The sequence below is a fragment of the Nocardia spumae genome, from assembly GCF_020733635.1.
Lineage (GTDB): Bacteria > Actinomycetota > Actinomycetes > Mycobacteriales > Mycobacteriaceae > Nocardia > Nocardia spumae.
Genome location: NZ_JAJFZL010000001.1, coordinates 1,325,536 through 1,342,339, shown reverse-complemented (window position 1 = coordinate 1,342,339; position 16,804 = coordinate 1,325,536). Strand labels below are relative to the sequence as shown.

The 16,804-nt window shown below is 66.8% G+C and carries 19 protein-coding genes; 8 read left to right on the top strand and 11 right to left on the bottom strand.

Features of this window, described 5'->3' with window-relative positions; all coding sequences use genetic code 11:
- Positions 1-33 precede the first annotated feature (33 nt).
- Both LKD76_RS05175 and LKD76_RS05170 read right to left on the bottom strand, forming a co-directional pair.
- Positions 34-927, bottom strand: a complete 894-nt coding sequence (locus LKD76_RS05175) for a TauD/TfdA dioxygenase family protein (RefSeq protein WP_227979810.1) — start codon at positions 925-927, stop codon at positions 34-36.
- Positions 924-1,916 (bottom strand): quinone oxidoreductase family protein, encoded by a 993-nt coding sequence (locus tag LKD76_RS05170; RefSeq protein WP_227979809.1) that lies wholly within the window; start codon positions 1,914-1,916, stop codon positions 924-926. Before LKD76_RS05170 ends, LKD76_RS05175 begins: the two co-directional genes overlap by 4 nt.
- A gap of 607 nt (positions 1,917-2,523) precedes the next feature.
- Here LKD76_RS05170 and LKD76_RS05165 point away from each other — a divergent pair.
- From LKD76_RS05165 to LKD76_RS05150, 4 genes are all read left to right on the top strand, one after another.
- Entirely contained in the window at positions 2,524-2,955 is a 432-nt protein-coding gene (locus tag LKD76_RS05165) for a hypothetical protein (protein WP_227979808.1), read from the top strand.
- Between the two features lie 92 nt (positions 2,956-3,047).
- Positions 3,048-3,395 carry a DoxX family protein gene (locus tag LKD76_RS05160; protein ID WP_227979807.1) on the top strand — a complete coding sequence of 116 codons (348 nt, stop codon included), beginning with the start codon at positions 3,048-3,050 and terminating at the stop codon, positions 3,393-3,395.
- 79 nt (positions 3,396-3,474) lie between these two features.
- Positions 3,475-4,485, top strand: a complete 1,011-nt coding sequence (locus tag LKD76_RS05155) for an alpha/beta fold hydrolase (RefSeq protein ID WP_227979806.1) — start codon at positions 3,475-3,477, stop codon at positions 4,483-4,485.
- 27 nt (positions 4,486-4,512) lie between these two features.
- A complete protein-coding gene (locus tag LKD76_RS05150) occupies positions 4,513-5,037 on the top strand; it encodes an acyl transferase (protein ID WP_227979805.1) in 525 nt (174 codons plus the stop codon).
- 2 nt (positions 5,038-5,039) lie between these two features.
- Here LKD76_RS05150 and LKD76_RS05145 read toward each other — a convergent pair whose 3' ends face one another.
- Positions 5,040-5,630: a GPP34 family phosphoprotein gene (locus LKD76_RS05145; RefSeq protein WP_227979804.1), complete on the bottom strand. Its 591-nt coding sequence runs from the start codon at positions 5,628-5,630 to the stop codon at positions 5,040-5,042.
- A 119-nt stretch (positions 5,631-5,749) separates the two neighbouring features.
- Between LKD76_RS05145 and LKD76_RS05140 the strand changes: the two genes are divergently transcribed.
- On the top strand, positions 5,750-6,430 hold the full coding sequence (locus tag LKD76_RS05140) for a response regulator transcription factor (protein WP_227979803.1): 681 nt from the start codon (positions 5,750-5,752) through the stop codon (positions 6,428-6,430).
- Here LKD76_RS05140 and LKD76_RS05135 read toward each other — a convergent pair.
- Positions 6,427-7,803 (bottom strand): sensor histidine kinase, encoded by a 1,377-nt coding sequence (locus tag LKD76_RS05135; protein ID WP_227979802.1) that lies wholly within the window; start codon positions 7,801-7,803, stop codon positions 6,427-6,429. The genes LKD76_RS05140 and LKD76_RS05135 overlap by 4 nt on opposite strands.
- Positions 7,804-7,941: 138 nt before the next feature.
- Between LKD76_RS05135 and LKD76_RS05130 the strand changes: the two genes are divergently transcribed.
- Positions 7,942-8,778 carry a COG4705 family protein gene (locus LKD76_RS05130; protein WP_227985099.1) on the top strand — a complete coding sequence of 279 codons (837 nt, stop codon included), beginning with the start codon at positions 7,942-7,944 and terminating at the stop codon, positions 8,776-8,778.
- Between the two features lie 41 nt (positions 8,779-8,819).
- On the top strand, positions 8,820-9,734 hold the full coding sequence (locus tag LKD76_RS05125; RefSeq protein ID WP_227979801.1) for an NAD-dependent protein deacetylase: 915 nt from the start codon (positions 8,820-8,822) through the stop codon (positions 9,732-9,734).
- 7 nt (positions 9,735-9,741) lie between these two features.
- Here the strand turns inward: LKD76_RS05125 and LKD76_RS05120 are convergent, their stop codons facing one another.
- From LKD76_RS05120 to LKD76_RS05100, 5 genes are read right to left on the bottom strand one after another with little or no spacing between them, the layout of a single operon-like run.
- Positions 9,742-10,320, bottom strand: a complete 579-nt coding sequence (locus LKD76_RS05120; RefSeq protein WP_227979800.1) for a F0F1 ATP synthase subunit B family protein — start codon at positions 10,318-10,320, stop codon at positions 9,742-9,744.
- Positions 10,320-10,820, bottom strand: a complete 501-nt coding sequence (locus LKD76_RS05115) for a F0F1 ATP synthase subunit B (protein WP_227979799.1) — start codon at positions 10,818-10,820, stop codon at positions 10,320-10,322. The genes LKD76_RS05120 and LKD76_RS05115 overlap by 1 nt, the downstream gene beginning before the upstream one ends.
- Before the next feature lie 8 nt (positions 10,821-10,828).
- Positions 10,829-11,080, bottom strand: coding sequence for a F0F1 ATP synthase subunit C (locus tag LKD76_RS05110; protein ID WP_025352811.1), 252 nt, complete (start codon positions 11,078-11,080; stop codon positions 10,829-10,831).
- A gap of 57 nt (positions 11,081-11,137) precedes the next feature.
- Positions 11,138-11,899, bottom strand: a complete 762-nt coding sequence (gene atpB, locus LKD76_RS05105; RefSeq protein ID WP_227979798.1) for a F0F1 ATP synthase subunit A — start codon at positions 11,897-11,899, stop codon at positions 11,138-11,140.
- Positions 11,896-12,276: a hypothetical protein gene (locus LKD76_RS05100; protein WP_227979797.1), complete on the bottom strand. Its 381-nt coding sequence runs from the start codon at positions 12,274-12,276 to the stop codon at positions 11,896-11,898. Before LKD76_RS05100 ends, atpB begins: the two co-directional genes overlap by 4 nt.
- Before the next feature lie 878 nt (positions 12,277-13,154).
- Here LKD76_RS05100 and LKD76_RS05095 point away from each other — a divergent pair.
- On the top strand, positions 13,155-14,258 hold the full coding sequence (locus LKD76_RS05095; protein WP_227985098.1) for a glycosyltransferase family 4 protein: 1,104 nt from the start codon (positions 13,155-13,157) through the stop codon (positions 14,256-14,258).
- Positions 14,259-14,346: 88 nt separating this feature from the next.
- Here the strand turns inward: LKD76_RS05095 and LKD76_RS05090 are convergent, their stop codons facing one another.
- Together LKD76_RS05090 and LKD76_RS05085 are read right to left on the bottom strand one after the other, a co-directional pair.
- Positions 14,347-14,880: a MarR family winged helix-turn-helix transcriptional regulator gene (locus LKD76_RS05090; protein ID WP_227979796.1), complete on the bottom strand. Its 534-nt coding sequence runs from the start codon at positions 14,878-14,880 to the stop codon at positions 14,347-14,349.
- Positions 14,880-16,655: an FUSC family protein gene (locus tag LKD76_RS05085; RefSeq protein ID WP_227979795.1), complete on the bottom strand. Its 1,776-nt coding sequence runs from the start codon at positions 16,653-16,655 to the stop codon at positions 14,880-14,882. The genes LKD76_RS05090 and LKD76_RS05085 overlap by 1 nt, the downstream gene beginning before the upstream one ends.
- Positions 16,656-16,804 lie beyond the last annotated feature (149 nt).

Below are 16,804 nucleotides of genomic sequence, written 5' to 3'. Positions count from 1 at the left end.
CTCCGATCGGAATGAATTGTTACGGAACGACTTTCAGAAAGGCTTGTCGCCGATGATCCCGGCGCGCTCCATCTTGCGGACGTCGGGGAAATAGTCCTGCACCGCGTAGTGCTGGGTGCACCGGTTGTCCCAGATGGCGAAACTGTTCTCGCTCCACCGCCAGCGCACCTGATATTCGGGAACGCTCGCCTGCCGGACGAGGTAGTTGAGCAATTCGGAGGCGCCGGGCGCGTAGTCGATCCCGAACCGCACATTCTCCGGAGTGTGGTAGTTGACGAAATGCGTGGTGAAGGCGTTGACGAACAGCACCTTCTCACCGGTTTCGGGATGGGTGCGCACCACCGGATGTTCCGCGTCCGGGAACTGCTCGTGCAGCCGCAGGCGTTCCTCGGCGGGCCGCATCGCGCCGAAGCTCGCCTCGATGGAATGCCGGGCCCGCAGTCCGGCGATCCGCGATCGCACCGATTCGGGCAACCGCCGGTACGCCTCAGCCATATTCACCCAGATGGTGTCACCGCCGACGGCCGGAGTCTCGACACAGCGCAGCACACATCCCATGGGCGGCGCCGCACGCCAGGTCGCATCGCAGTGGAAGGCGTTCTCGTAATGCTCCGGCGCGCTGTCGAGATCCTTGTAGATCCGCACCAGCCCCGGATGGTCGGGATCACTGCCGAGCACCGGGTGGTCCTCCAGCGGCCCGAAACGCTGTGCCAGCGCGACATGTTCGGCGCGGGTGATGTTCTGATCCCGGAAGAACAGCACCTTGTACTCGAGCAGTAGTTCCTTCAGCGCGGCGAACAGGGTGTCGTCGCGGGCGACCTCGGCGAGATCCAGATCGAACAGTTCCGCGCCGATGGTGCAGGTCAGCGGCCGCACGCCGAAGATTCCGGATCGTGTCGAAATATCCATGGGGGCAACGCTTGTCATGACAGTCCTTCCCGATCCACGGTGAATACCGATGAGCCGATGCTCGTTCCCTGCTCCAGATCGCGATGCGCGGTGATCGCGTCCGCGAGTTCGTAGCGCTGATTGACGTCGATCCGGATGCGGCCGGCGGCCACGTGCGAGAACAACTCTTCGGCGAGTTCGGCCCGCTCATCCGGATCGGCGATGTAGTCGGCCAGTGCCGGCCGGGTGACGAAGACCGAGCCCTTGATCGCCAGCTGCATGGCATTGATCGGCGGCACCGGTCCCGACGCCGTGCCGAAACAGACGAGCAGTCCGCGCCGCGCCAGCGAGTCGAGTGACGATTCGAAGGTGGTCTTGCCGATGCTGTCGTAGACCACCCGGACTCCGGTCCCGCCGGTGAGCTCGCGAACCCGATCGGCGACGTTCTCCCGGGTGTAGACGATCACGTGGTCGCAGCCGTGCGCCCGGGCGATCTCGGCCTTCCGCTCGGTGGAGACGGTGCCGATCACGGTGATACCCAGCAGTTTCGCCCACTGGGTGAAGATCAGCCCCACCCCGCCGGCGGCGGCGTGCAACAGCACCGTATCGCCCGGGCGCAGCGGGTGGATGCGACGCAGCAAGTACGCCGTGGTCAGCCCGCGCATGGTCATCGCGGCAGCGGTCTCGAAGGAGATCTCGTCCGGAATGCGGATCAGATGTTCGGCCGGCATCACCCGCTCGGTGCTGTAGGCACCGAGCGGACTGCCGGTGTAGGTCACCCGATCACCCGCGGCGAAGTCGGTGACAGCGGGCCCGACCGCCTCGACGACTCCCGCCGCCTCCACCCCCATACCCGCGGGCAGCGCAGCCGGGTACAGTCCGGTCCGGAAATACGTGTCGGCGAAGTTCAGGCCCACGGCCCGGTGGCGAATCCGCACTTCACCCGGACCCGGGTCGCCGACCTCGACCTGCTCCCATCGGAGCACCTCGGGCCCGCCGGTCTCGTAGAAGCGAAAGGCTTGTGCCACAGAACATCTCCTCCTCCGACAGGGCCGCGAATCATCGCCGGGGAACTCCCGGCGACGCACAGCCCGCGGCATTTCGGTCGATCGTGCGGACGGCGGACCGTTCACGGCCGGCCACCTCGCTGTGTGATGCACTCAACGGTAGGCACCACGCCCGGACTTTGCTTACCCCTTCGGGACAGATTTCTTAACATCTGGGGACATTGGGCAGAACTGGCCGACGTCGGCCGCACGCATCTTCGCCACTCCGAATCCGCCCGGCCGGGAAGACCCGGCCGTACAGTTGTGGCGTGATCCGGATTCCGGAGTCCTTCTCGGACAACAAGATCGCCGGCAGCGGCCCGCTCGGCCGAGAGTGGATCGCGGATCCTTCCTCCCGGCCCGGCAGACCTCGAATCGGGCCCGTTCGGCCGTATGCGGCGCCACTCCCACGTCGGCAATGAACCTCTGCGGTTGCGAGCGTTTTATTCTCGTGTGTGAGAATAGCATTTCCATCGCGACCTCGGCAGCGCACGGTACGTTCGTGCACGCGCACGGGGACCACTCCCCCGCAGATCGACCCGGTTTGCCGAAGACTCTCGGCATACGGCTGAACTCGAACGATCAACCGATGGGAGCTCGATCAGTGAATATTCGCCGTACCGCAGCCGGTGCCGCACTCGCCGCCGCCGTCTGCGCCCTGCCCGCCACCGCCCTGGCCGACGATCCGGAATTCCCTCGCGACGGCGTGATTCCGAGCGGGACCTACCACATCGTCCGACACCCTTCCAATGTGCTCGGATCGCCGCTGGAGAACTGCGATCTGCAGGTCTTCGTCGACCGGGTGACCGTGGCCCTGATCTGCCCCACCTGGTCGATGACCGGACGGCAGAGCCCGGTGGGGCCGGACGAGACGACGGTCGCGTTCGACCGCGGACCGATCGGCATGGACCTGCGGGATATCGATCCCCGTCAGGGGTCGTGGATCGGGACGATCAGTATCCCGAACACCCCCATCGCCGCCCCCTATCCGATGGCGGGCCTCACCCTGCAGCGGCGCTGATCCGAGCCGGGCACCGGGGATGTCACACCTCGATGCCCGGCGTCGTCACCCTGACGAACACATACACCGGGGTGCACGAAAGGACCACTGCCATGAACATCGCGTACTACATCGTCGGGGCCCTCGCCGCGCTGTGGATCGGATTCTCGGGCTATTCGCTGTTCAACAAGAGCGACTTCGTCGTCGAGCCGTTGCGGACCTACGGGGTCCCGCGCAGCTGGTGGAATCCGCTGGCACTGGCCAAATCCGCTGGGGCACTGGGACTGATCGCCGGGTTCTTCGTACCGCCGATCGGTATCGCGGCCGCGATCGGACTGATTCTGTACTTCCTCGGCGCGGCCGCGACCACCATCCGCGCCCACTCCTACTCGACAACCGTCTTCCCGGTCCTGTACCTGATTCCGGCGGCGGCCACCCTGGCTCTGCAGTTGGCGCGCTGATCCGGATCCCCCCACGGATGGATGCGGTACCTTGTCCCCATCGGCGAACATCGATGTTCGCAGAATCCGAGGAGCTGGCATGGTCGAATACCTGCACCGGGAACGGGCGGTCGTCTACGACCGCGGTGGCCGAGGCGATCCGGTCGTGCTGCTACACAACGCCGGTGCGCAGCGGCGGATCTGGGACGATCAGTTCGAGGTGCTGCGGCGCGATCATGAGGTCTTCGCCCTGGATCTGCCCGGCTACGGGGAATCCGAGCAGCCGCGCGGTTACCGCCTCGCCGATTACGTGGAGATGCTCGGGGGATTCCTGGACGCGCACCGGCTCGACGAGGTGGCACTGATCGGCAACTGCCTGGGCAGTGCGACCTCGCTGAGCTATGCCATGGGCGACCCGGCCCGGGTGCGTGGTCTGATCCTGGTCAACCCGCTGACCTGGAATACCGTGCGCCGCGGCGATCAGGCCCCGCTCATGTGGTTCGACCGGTTCGTATCACTGGCCCCGCTGGCCCGCCGGCTCGCACTGCCCGGGCCGGTGGTGTCGATGATCGTGACCAATCAGCTCGGACCGCGCGGACGACGCCGCAAGCTCCAGAATTCGCCACGGCTGCAAGCGTATTGGCGGGACCGTGGCCGGCTTTTCGCCCTCGACCGGCTGGTCCAGGACTTTCCCGCCTTCGCCGCACTCGACGAATTCGAACCCGGTCCCGAGTTTCCGCCGATCTGCACCGTCTGGGGCCGGCGCAACCGCATCCTGTCCGCCCGCGCGGGCGCGCGACTCGACGAGACCCTGCGCCCCCGAACCCGGCTCGTCCTCGACGATTGCGGACATCTGCCGATGGTCGAGGATCCCGATACCGTCACCGCGGCGATCACCACCTTCCTGGCCGGACCCGGCACCGCCCACCGCGCCCCGGGACCCGGGTGTGGCGGAACATCCGTCTCGCTGAGCGAGACGCATTCCGGCGCACCCGAATCCACGGCGTCACCGACCGGCTTCCGGATGTGCCGCGTCACATCGCGGTCTCGATCCGCGACAGGCGTCCTGAGCGGGGTAACGCGTCGCGGTCGAACATGGATCAATCGATGACGGCACCTACCGTGTCAGGAGGACCCCATGCACTCGGTCCCGCGCCGCAGCGACCATGACATCTCGACCCACCGTCTCGTCCGGGACGTGCACGCACCGCGGCGGCCATACCGCGTCGCGGTGCTCGCGGCGGGCCTGGTGTTCGCGGCGGCCTGTTCGTCGAATTCACCGGCCTCGGAGGGTCCGCACACGGTCCCCCGCCGAGTGACTCCCGAATCGGTCACCGGCGAGATCACCTCCGCCACAGCATCGATCGCGATCGCCGTACCGGACTCGGCGTTCCCCGGCGAAGGTATCAGCGGCGGCGCGGCGGACAAGCTGCAGCAATCCGTCGATGCCGGGCATCAGCCGTGGCGGCTGGACGAGGACTCGGTGGTGCGATCCTTCGTCTCCGGCCGATTCGGCTGGTCGCAGGCCACCATCACCTACGGCCGCCACGATGTCGCCTTCGTCACCGGGCCGGACGGCCGGCGCGTCGCCCTGCGGCTGGCCCAGCCGGCGCGGCGCGACAACGGCGGCATCTGGGTGGTCGAATCCGGAAATCGGCTGTAGCGCTACCGCATTCGATCGGCGCAGGCGAAGGCGGCCGCCCGCCGATCACACACCGCCGCCCGCACCGTGGCCGCCATCCGATCGAATCGCGCCCGGCCCCGCAACCACTCGTCGGCGCTGCGCTCGATACTGTCGGCGGACCAGCCGCGGCACAGGCCCGGGAGTGCGGACACCGCGTGCAACAGTGCGATCAGCGCACCGATGCGATCCGATTCCGGATGCGAGTCCAGCAGGACCCGGTGCAACGCGGTGCGCAGCGCGTCCTTGCGCTCGATATCGACGGTCGGCCGGCGAACTGCGGGCACGATGCCGAAGCGCCGGAACCTGATCGGTGACACCCGGCCCGAACGGTCCAATCGAGTGAACAGATCACGACGCAGCATCCCCTCACATCTGGCCGCCGTGCGCATCGATCGCATCGAGAGCACCTGTGGCGCAACCACACCCGGTGCGACAGGGACGGGGGCACCCTCGGGCGACTCCAGTATCACAGCGGCGGCCAGCACGGCCGACAGCGCCGTCCGGTCGACCGTCGGCACACCCTCGCGATCCTCGTGCAGCAGCCAGAGCAAGTCCTCGGCGATCAGCGTCATATCGGAGACCATGCCCGATCACGGCTGTGCGGACGCTGAGGATGCCCGGACCGCGAGAGCGTGTCGGGCGTGCCACCCCGCGCGCCGGGGCCACGCGCCGCACCGGGCATGCTGTGAGGATGCGTGTGCTGGTGGTCGAAGACGAGCCCCGGCTGTCCGCCACCCTGCGGCGCGGCCTGGAACTGGAAGGTTTCGTCGTACAGCAGGCCCACACCGGCACCGACGGGCTGTGGTGGGCCACCGAGGACGAATTCGACGTGATCGTCCTCGACATCATGCTGCCCGAGCTCAGCGGCTACGAAGTGCTGCGGCGGCTGCGCGCACGCGACATCACCACGCCGGTTCTGATGCTGACCGCGAAGGACGGCGATTACGATCAGGTCGACGCGCTGGACCTCGGCGCAGACGACTATCTCACCAAGCCGTTCTCCTTCGTGGTGCTCAACGCGCGGTTGCGCGCGCTGCTCCGCCGCCGGAATCCGCAGCAGCCGGATATCCTGACTTCCGGCGATCTCCGGCTGGACCGGCGCCGCCGCTCGGTTCATCGCGCGGATATCGAATTGTCGCTGACCCCCAGGGAATTCGGACTGCTGGAATATCTGCTGCGACACCAGGGGGTCGCCCTGACCAAGACCGAGATCCTGCGCAATGTGTGGGATGCCCACTACGACGGTCCGGAGAACGTGGTCGAGGTGTACATCGGCTATCTGCGCCGGAAGATCGATACGCCGTTCGGTCGCAACAGCATCGAAACCCTGCGCGGTGTCGGATATCGCTTGATCGATCCCGCGACGACCTAGCCCGGCTCACCCTCCGATGGCGCCATCGGCAGGTCGACGACGAACCGAGCACCGCCCCAGGGCGATTCGCCGACCAGGACCGCACCGCCGTGGGCGCCGACGATCTCGGTGACGATGGCCAACCCGAGGCCCGAGCCGCCGGTGGTGGTGCGGGATCTATCGGCCTCCAATCGCACGAACCGCCGGAATATCCGCTCCCGATCGGCGATCGGGATTCCCGGACCGTCGTCGTCGACCACGACCCGGGCTCGGCCCTCCGGCGCCTCGGTCGCGACCCTGACGCGTGCACGAGCGTGTGCCACAGCGTTGTCCACGATATTGCGCAGCGCCCGGGCCAGCCGATCCGGATCACCGACCATCCGGACCGGCCGGATCGCGGTGTCGACGGTGATGTCACCGCGCAACCGGGCCGAGGTCGCGGCGGCATGGGCCAGATCGTCGAGATCCACATCACCGGTGTGCAATTCGAGCCCGCGCTCATCCGCGGCGGCGAGGGTGAGCAGATCCTCGATCAGTCGGCGCATCCGCTGCGCCTCGGGCAACAGCGTGCCGTCGATCAGTTCCGCGTCCAGCGCCTCGGGCCGATCGCGGGCCAATTCCAGCGCGGCCGTGACGGTTGCCAGCGGGCTGCGCAGTTCGTGCGAGGCATCCCCGACGAACCGGCGCTGCGCTCGGTGGCCGGCCTCGACGCGGGCGAGCATATCGTTCATCGTCTCGGCCAGCCGGGCGATCTCGTCGCGCGGTGGTGGTACCGGCACCCGCTCCGACAGCTGCGTGGCCCCGATCCGGGCGACCCGGTTCCGAATCGCCTCCACCGACCGCAGCGAACGGCCGACCAGCAGATAGGTCGCCGCGGCCGCGGCCAGCACCACCACCGGCGCTCCGATCGCCAGCAGCAGACCGGCCTGCGCTACCGCCCGTTCCACCGATTCGGTGTCGACGGCGACCAGTACCTGGTAGGCGCCGACCCGGCGGCTCGCCACCCGGAAATCGTCACGGTATCCCGTGGATGCGGGCAGCCCTTCCGCCCTGTCGACCCCCGCGGGCGGGTCGGCCAGCCGACCGTGCCCATCATTGAAACCCCAGATCGGCGAGCCGTCGCCGCCGACCACCTGGGCGGCGGCGATCCGTCCGTCTTCGGTACGCGGCAGCGCGGCGATCCGGCCGGGGTCGGGCGCGAGCAGACCGGCGAGCTCGGTGGCGCGCGACGCGGCGGCCGAATCGAGCTCGTCGACGAGGGAGCGGTTGAGCAGCCACAGCATCGCACACGCGGCGATCACCAGGACCACGCCGACCGCCAGCGCCGAGACCAGCGCGGACCGAATCCGCAGCCCCCAGAGCGACGGCCGCAGCCACTGCCGGAACCGATTCACCCGTCCATCATCGACCACCGCGGCCGGCCCCTCGCATCGGTCTCAGCGTGATCTCAGCGAGCGACGGGCAGAATGCCGCCGTCCATCGGATATGCGGTCGCGCGCGGCGGCGGCCGGGAAGGGATCGACGTGACGAGCCTGGCACCGGCCCGCACCGGCTATAAACTCCCCCAGATCACGGCCCTGTTCTGGGTCCTGAAGATCGCCGCGACCACCCTCGGCGAAACCGGTGGCGATCTGCTGGCCCAGACCTTGGGACTGGGCTACGCCGCGGCCTCCCTGCTGTTCCTCGCCATCTTCGTGATGAGTGTGCTCGCGCAGTTGCGGGCCCGCCGCTTCCACCCCGCGCTCTACTGGACGGTGATCGCGGCGACCAGTACGGCCGGCACCACCATGTCGGACCTGATCAATCGGGGCCCTGGTTCCGATACCTCCACCGACGGCGGACTCGGCTACGGCGCCGGCGCGGCCCTGCTGATCTGCGGACTGGCGATCGTCTTCGTGATCTGGCGGTTCAGCGGGCAGACCTACGACGTCGCGAATATCCATACGCTGCGCGGCGAAATGCTCTACTGGGCGGCGATTCTGTTGTCGAACACACTGGGTACCTCACTGGGCGACTATCTGTCCGACAGTTCGGGACTCGGTTATCGCGGCGGTGCCGCACTGATCGGCGCGATCATGCTGGTACTGCTGCTCGCCCACTACTACACCCGTCTCTCCGGGGTGCTGCTGTTCTGGGCGGCGTTCATCCTGACCCGCCCGCTCGGCGCCACCGCAGGCGATCTGCTGTCGAAACCGCGAGACAGCGGCGGCCTCGGCTTCGGCACCTACGGGACGTCCGCGGCGCTGCTGGCGGTACTGGTCATCGGCATCGGCTACAGCCAAACCCGGGCGCGCCGGCTCGACCGTACTGCCGCGGCCTCGGCAGGCGGTGACGACGACGATCTCCGCCGGGTCGGGATCCCGGATTGACCGCCGCGACATGCCCGCGGCGGGACTCGTAACCTGGATTCATGCCCGAAACCGCCACCCGGTCGATCGACACCGGGCTCGAACGCGCGGCCGAGGTGCTGTCGGGGCGGCGGATCGTGGTGCTGACCGGGGCGGGGATCTCCACCGACAGCGGTATCCCCGACTACCGTGGCCCGGATTCACCACCTCGCAATCCGATGACCTATCAGCAGTTCGTCGGCGATCCGGTCTTCCGGCAACGCTATTGGGCGCGCAACCACGTGGGCTGGCGGCGGATGGATGCCGCCCGGCCCAATCCGGGGCATCGGATACTGGCCCGGCTGGAACGCGGTGGCATCGTCGGCGGGCTCATCACACAGAACGTGGATCTGCTGCACACCAAGGCCGGACATCGCCATGTCATCGATCTGCACGGCACCTACGCGCGGGTGCGCTGCCTGTCCTGTGACGAACTGATCTCGCGGATGACCCTCGCCGACCGGCTGGAGGAGGCCAATCCCGGATTCGCCGAACTGGCCACCGCGACGGGTATCGAGGTCGCGCCCGACGCCGATGCGGTGGTCGGCGAGACCGACAGCTTCCGCATGGTCGACTGTGCGCGCTGCGGCGGCATGTTGAAGCCCGATATCGTCTACTTCGGCGAGAACGTGCCGAAAGACCGAGTCGGCGAGGCCTTCTCGATGGTCGACGCGGCCGAGGCGGTACTGGTTGCGGGCTCGTCGCTGACCGTCATGTCGGGTCTGCGGTTCGTGCGGCACGCCGCGAAATCCGGTAAGCCGGTGGTGATCGTCAACCGCGGCCGGACCCGGGGCGACGAATTGGCCACCGTATGTATCGATTCCGGATGTTCGCCCACGCTCGCCGCGCTGGCCGAGGCACTCACACCCGCGACGCCGTCCGGAAATGCGCCCACACGACAAGTTGTCGATGGACCGCGGCCCATCGACAACTCGTGAACGGTATTCAGTTCCAGCCGGGTTGAGCTTGGCGCTTGATCGGCGGGGACGAGTTGGCGAGGATCTCCAGGTCCTCCAGGAACCGTTCGATACTCTCCGACTTCGCCTGCGGGGTGCTCACCTGGTCGCGCACCTTCTCCTCGGTGATCGCGAGCATCGCGGCCGCCAGATCCGTTTCCAGATCGCGCACCATCTGACGACGCAGCTGTGCGACCTGATCGCGGCCCTGCCGTCGTACCCGCTCGACCTCCGCGGCCGCCGCTTCCCGCATCTGCGCCACGATGTACTCGGCATCGGCGCGCGCGTCGGCGCGGATCTGCTCGAGTTCGGCGTGCGCTTCGGTCAGGGCGTTTTCGTAGGACCGCTTGGCCTCGTCCAACTGTGTGGCGGCGTGATCGCTGTCCGCGAGCTGTTTGGCGATCGCGTCCTGACTCTTGGCCATCAGCCGCTTCACCGGCGGCACAACCCATTTCACGACGATGAGGATGATGACCACGAAGCCGAACAGCTGACTGAAGAAGACCGGCCAATCGAAGGTGATCTGGTATCCGCCGGCGGCCAGAACACCGCCGTTGGTATGAATCATTACGACTCCCGTCCCCTCCTGCGCCCGGCTGTACCGGCGTGCCGACTGTCACCGACCACCTGATCGGCGAGCGATTGCGCCAGCGGCTCGACCTCGAGTCGCAGTTCGGCCTTGACACGGTCGGCCTCCGCGCGCAGGTGACCGGCGGATTCGGCGACGATGCCGTCCACTTCCGCCTGTGCCTGCGTGCGCAGGTCGTCCATGATCGCCCGGCCCTCGGCCCGTGCCTCGTTGCGGATGTCGGCCGCCTCGGTACGGGCCTGTTCCAGGGCCGTCTGATATTTCGCCTCGGCCTCGGCGAACACCTGTTTCGCCTCTTTGGCGTTGGCGGTGGTCGTCTCGACCCGCTCCTCGCGTTCGGTCAGCACCTTGCGGATCGGCGGAACGACGAAGAACCAGATGACTCCGAGCACGATCAGGAAGATGATCAGCTCGACGAAGAAGGTGCCGTTGGGAATGAGGAAGTTCCCATCGGCCACCACATCGGTTCGCGCGGACATCTCGCCGATTACTTACCGGGAGTCGCGAATACGAACAACGCCATGAATGCGAGGTTGATGAAGTACGCCGCCTCGACCAGACCGACGGTCAGGAAGAAGTTACCGCGCAACCGGCCCTCGGCCTCGGGCTGGCGGGTGACGCCGTTGATCAGTGCCGAACCGGCGAGCCCGTCACCGATACCCGCGCCGATGGCGCCACCGGCCATGATGAGGCCACCGCCGATGAGGGCACCTTGGACGATTGCTGGATCTGCTGCCATTATTCTCTTCCTGTTCTCCAACGTTGACCGATCGGCGGGGCCGGTCGGGACTGCCGTTCAGTGGTTTTCGTGCTCCAGCGTCATGGACTGACTGAAGTAGAGGACGGTCAAAAGCGAGAAGATGAACGCCTGGATGGCGCCGACGAACAGATCGAACAGCTTCCAAATGGCGTTGGGGCCCCACGCGATCCAGTACGGGAACAGTGCGATCACCGCGACCATGACGCCGCCGGCGAACATATTTCCGAACAATCGCAGTGACAGCGACAGCGGTTTGGCGATCTCCTCGATGACGTTGATCAACACCATCGGACCCCAGCCTGTGTGGCCCTTCAGCAACTGTTTCACATGCGTCAACGGACCACGTCGTTTGACACCCGCGGCGTGGTAGAAGACGAACACGAACAATGCCAGCGCGTAGACGAAATTGACATCGGATGCGGGCGGGAAGATGAATTCGCCGCGTCCGTACTGCACCGGCAGCACCGATATCCAGTTCGACAGCAGGATGAAGGTGAAAAGCGTTACCGCCAGCGGCAATACGAAAGGCGCGATCCGCATTCCGATCGCCGATTCCACCTGCCCCCGCATCTGCACGGTGACGGTCTCGAAGAACAACTGCACGCCGTTCGGCACGCCGGAGGTGATCTTCATGCGGAGGAATATCGCCAGAGCGATGACGATCACGGCGGCGACCGCGGTCGAGATGATGGTGTCGACGTTGAACGTCAATCCCCACAACTCGGCGGTGGCGTGGTGACCTACTTCGATCTTCGGCTCTTCCTCGGCCAGGATCATCGTCGCGATGTTGCTGCTCATGACTGCTGACGGAGCCCTCTCCACTCGGGCACAACGGTATGCAAGACGAGGATGACCTGGAACAACGCGAGCCCGAAGAAGATGCCGACCCCGTTCGGGCGCGTCAGGAACGCCACGATGATCGCCAGCACGGTGACGATGATCAATCGCGCGGCCGTGGACATGGCCAGCATCTGCTTATTCGGTGATTCCGAGCGGGTGATCCTGGTGACCGAACGCAACGTGAGTTGGGCGTTGGCCCATCCCAAGCCCAGACCGATACAGATGAAAACACCCAGCATCAACCGATCCAGCGGACCGGTTACCACCAAAGCCAGCACACCGAATGCGGCTACCATATAGCCCGCACGGCGCAGCCGGAGTTTGTCGATACTCACTGCGACACCACCATCGCCGCCATCCCACCTCGTAGTAGGTCGTGATCGAGGTCAGCTTACACAGACCAACCTTCTTGCGTAGCAACATTTTTGATCTTCATATACTTGATCTTGAATTTTGCGGTGGACACACCGACGTATTGGTTTCAGCCATCACCGGGCTACCGAATTTCCTGCCATGCGACCTGCGAACAACGCCCAAATTACGGACATTCCGGACACCTGGCGCAGCATGTCGGCAATAGTAAATTCGCGGTCAAATATTCATATATCCCAAGTAATACAGACGGCGTGTCGGCGGTATTTAGTCTTGAATGCCCGAATTGTCCGAATCAGTCCTGATGACCTATCGATGCCTTATATATATGTGTGTCGTGTACGCGTCCGCCGGCGCCGCTCTCGGGCAGCCGTCCGTCCCCGATGCTCGGCCCGCGGACCGCAAGGCGACCCGCCGTGATGGCCGAGGTTTCGCAAACCGGTGCGCACAAGCCGCCCTGATCCCACAAATTTTGCGTTCTACCAGGCGTTCCCGGACAATTTACAGTCGAAGGGTTACCGTGTCTGCTGCTGGGTAACTCACCCACCGGGCCGCCCCGGCCCGTCCGATGAAGGGGAAGCGAAGTTCCCGAGAGACGCCCGTTGGTTTCCGGGGTCTCGCCACGCTTGGTTGCAGCTTCACACGTTGAGGAGGCAGTACCATGAGCAGTATCCCGTCAGGCTCGGATTCCTCGGACCCGTCCGGCTCCAGTCCCTGCGAGTACGACGACTCCCTGCACGATGCGGAATCGGCGTACTCGGTTACCTTGGACGACGCCGCGTTGGACCCGGAATCCTTGATCTACAAGCTCCACGGCTCCGGTGCACCACTGCACATCGTGATGGTCGCACCCCCGTATTTCGAAGTACCGCCCGCAGGTTACGGCGGTGTCGAAGCCGTGGTGGCCCAACTGGCGGACGCATTGGTCGCGCGCGGGCACCGAGTTACGTTGCTCGGCGCCGGCCGGCCCGGCACTACTGCACGGTTCATCCCCGTATGGGACGACATCCTCGCCGACCGCCTCGGCGATCCGTTTCCGGAAGTGCTCAACGCGCTCAAGGTTCGGCGCATCATCACCGAACTCGCGCAGAGCGAGCGGATCGATGTCGTTCACGATCACACCTTCGCGGGGCCGCTGAACGCTCCGATGTATTCCGCACTCGGCATTCCGACCGTGGTCACGGTGCACGGTCCGGTCGACGGGGAAGCTCAGGAGTACTACAGCTCGCTGACCGATACCGCGCAGTTCGTCGCCATCAGCGATCGGCAACGCTCGCTGGCGGAGAATCTCAACTGGGTCGGCCGCGTCTACAACACGGTGCGCCCGGCCGAATGGCCGTTCCAGACCCGCAAGCAGGACTTCGCCCTGTTCCTGGGGCGCTACGCCCCGTACAAGGGTCCGGATCTGGCCCTGCATGCCGCACACGAGGTGGGGATCCCGCTGGTGCTCGCGGCGAAGATGAACGAGCCGCCCGAGAAGGCCTACTTCGAATCCGCGGTGCGTCCGCTGCTGCGGGACACCGATTTCGTCTTCGGTGAGGCCGATCAGATCGCGAAACGACTGCTGCTCGCCTCGGCGCGCTGCCTGTTGTTCCCGATCCGGTGGGAGGAGCCGTTCGGCATCGTCATGATCGAGGCGATGGCCTGCGGTACGCCCGTGGTGGCATTGCGCGGTGGCGCGGTCGAGGAAGTGGTCGACCACGGCGTCACCGGAATCATCTGCGACGATCCCGCCGAATTGCCCGCGGCCATCGCCGCGGCGGACGAGATCGACCCGGCGGCCTGCCGACGCCGGGTGGTGGAACGGTTCTCGGTCGACCAATTGGGCGCCGGTTACGAGAGCGCGTACTACACCGCGATCGATAAGACCGCGGCGGTTCCGATCCCGGCCGCACCCGACGGCGTCCCGCTGATCCGCCCGCTGTCGACGGTCGGAAACAGCTGAGGGACAAGGTCGTCGGAAACGAACACCAGGTAGATACACAGAGGTACCCCGCATCCGGTCCGCGTCAGCGCGCGACCGGATGCGGGCGTCAGCGGGGCAGGCCGCCGAACCGCCCCTCCCAGCGCACCAGGACATCGGCCAGGATCCGGGCCAGTTCGCGCTGATCCTCGGTCGGCAGATCCGCCAGCAGTCCGGCCTCGTAGGCCAATTGGCGCGGCATCAGCCGATCGATCAGGGTGCGGCCGTCGGCGCTCAACGCGATATGCGATACCCGGCGGTCCCGGGTATCGGCCCGCCGCCCGATGAGCCCGCGCTGTTCGAGCCCGCGCAGCCGTTTGGTGACCGCGGCCGGCGAGGCGAAGGTTTCGCGCGCCAGCCGGCTCGGGGTCAGTTCCCCGCCGACCCGGCGCAGCGCCAGCAGGATGTCGAACTCCGGCCGGGTCAGTTCCTCCTCGCCCAGCGGTGCGTCGGTGACCTGCTGCAGCAGCGCCGCGCACCGGTTGATGCGGCCCACCACCGCGATCGGGCTCAGATCCAGTTCGGGAGCCGCACGCGACCACTGCCGCATCACCTCGGCGACCGCGTCGTCCGCGAGCACCGGCTCGGGCCGCTCCGCGGACATCACGACACCGCCACGAGCGAGCGGACCGGGAGTCGATCCAGCAACTGATGGCCGGTGCGCTCGGCGGCGACGATACGTTCGTCGGGCAGCGGACCGCTCCACCATTCCCCCGCCGCTGTGTCGGCACACGTACGCACCTCGATCAGAGCGGCGGCCAGCCGGGCCCGATCCGCTCCGGCTCCGGTACCGGTATCGATGGCGTGGCGGGCGCGGCCGATGGCCGCATCCAGTTCACGCAGCGCCGTGGCGACCCGATCGGCGACTCTGCGATTGGGGATCACGAAGCAGATCACCACCGCGACCACGGCTCCCACACAGGTATCGAGCCAGCGATCCCACCCGAGTTCGGAGGCCGGGTGCGGAGTGGCGAATTCGACCATCGCCAAGGCCATCGGAGTGATGAAAACCGTAGCGACCCAGTAGTTCCGGGAGATGGTCGCCTCAACGACCACCTGACAGATCAGCGCCATCACCACCAGCGTCACCGGGCTGTGCACCCACGGCCCGACCGCTGTGAACAGCGCGACGCCCACGAGATTGCCCAGCACGCGTTGCACAGTACGCTGCCACGACTGCGCGGTGTTCACGACGATCAGCACGGCCGCGGTCATCACCGCCCAGTAGGGGCGATCGACGCCCAGCGCCAACGAGATCCAGCCCGCGAGCGCCGCGCCGATGGTGACGCGAGCGGCCAGCGGTAGCCCCGGTGCGACCGGCCGGAAGGCCCGTGCCACCCGGCGCAGACTCTCTCCCCGGACGGTACCCGCGCGGCCCAGACCGATACCGCGGATCTCGGACTCCTCCGCGGCGGCGCAGTCGACGCGCGGTACCGCGCCGCCGCGGCGCAGGATGCGGCCGTACTCCTCGAGGGCGCCGGCGCCGGCCACCGCGCTCCCGGTCTCGGTGGCGGACAATGTATCCGGCGCGGCATCCACCTCCGCGGCGTCCACGGTCCGGGCGTCGGACGGATAGAGCCGATAGTCCGGCCCGGCGGGTCGTGTTGTGGCGGCCAGGGTTTCGGCGCGGGCCAGCAGCCCCGCCAGCGCGGTGAGCTGGGCCGTGGTACGCGCGGTGGGCGGAACGCGGGTGAGTGCGGTCCACCCGGCCTGCACCGCGACCGCGGCATCGTGGCGGGCGCGGGGTACGGCCGCGTCGCCGAACGGCACACGTAACAACCGGGCCGTCGCCTCGAGCGCGCGGGCCACCGCCAAGCGTTGCGGACCGTGCGGGCGCACGAGAGCGGGCGCCATACAGACACACCACGCGAGGACCCCGCCGAGCAGAATCAGGCCCAGATGTCCGGGCAGTTGCCCGGTCCGCTGGGGGATGAACGCGGCGCTGGACACCACGAAGGTGAAGATGATGTTGCCGGGCGGCCCCATCCGGGAGGCATCGCATACGAGTTTGTACAGACCGGCGAGGACCGCGATCACCAGCACCCGGATCGCCGCGGACTCGATCAGCGCGGAGGTCGTCAGCGCGACGGCGGTTCCGGCGAACATCCCGAGGACGACCCAGGCCAGTGTCCGGGCGCGCGCGACATAGGGCAGGCCGTGACCGTACAGCGCGCACAATCCGCCGGCGCTGGTGTAGAAGGCCAGCTGGACCCGCCCGGTGGCCAGCAGCACGATCTCCGGTCCGCCGATGGCGAGCACGGCACACAGCGCCGACTGGTACCAGGTGTCGGCCACCGGCCGCATCCGGAACACACCGCGCAGCGACAGCATCCGCGAGACGGCGCGGAGGCGGGCGGGGAGTGCGGGACGAGGCGGCATCCCAGAAGCTTAACAGGTATTTTACTAGGAAACTATACAGGTGACCGGTGCCACTTCCGGCCGCGGCCGAGAGGTAAGGAATGCCACCACGCAATTCACCGGCATTCGATCGCCATATTGCGAACGCAAAATTCTCACACGTGTTCTCG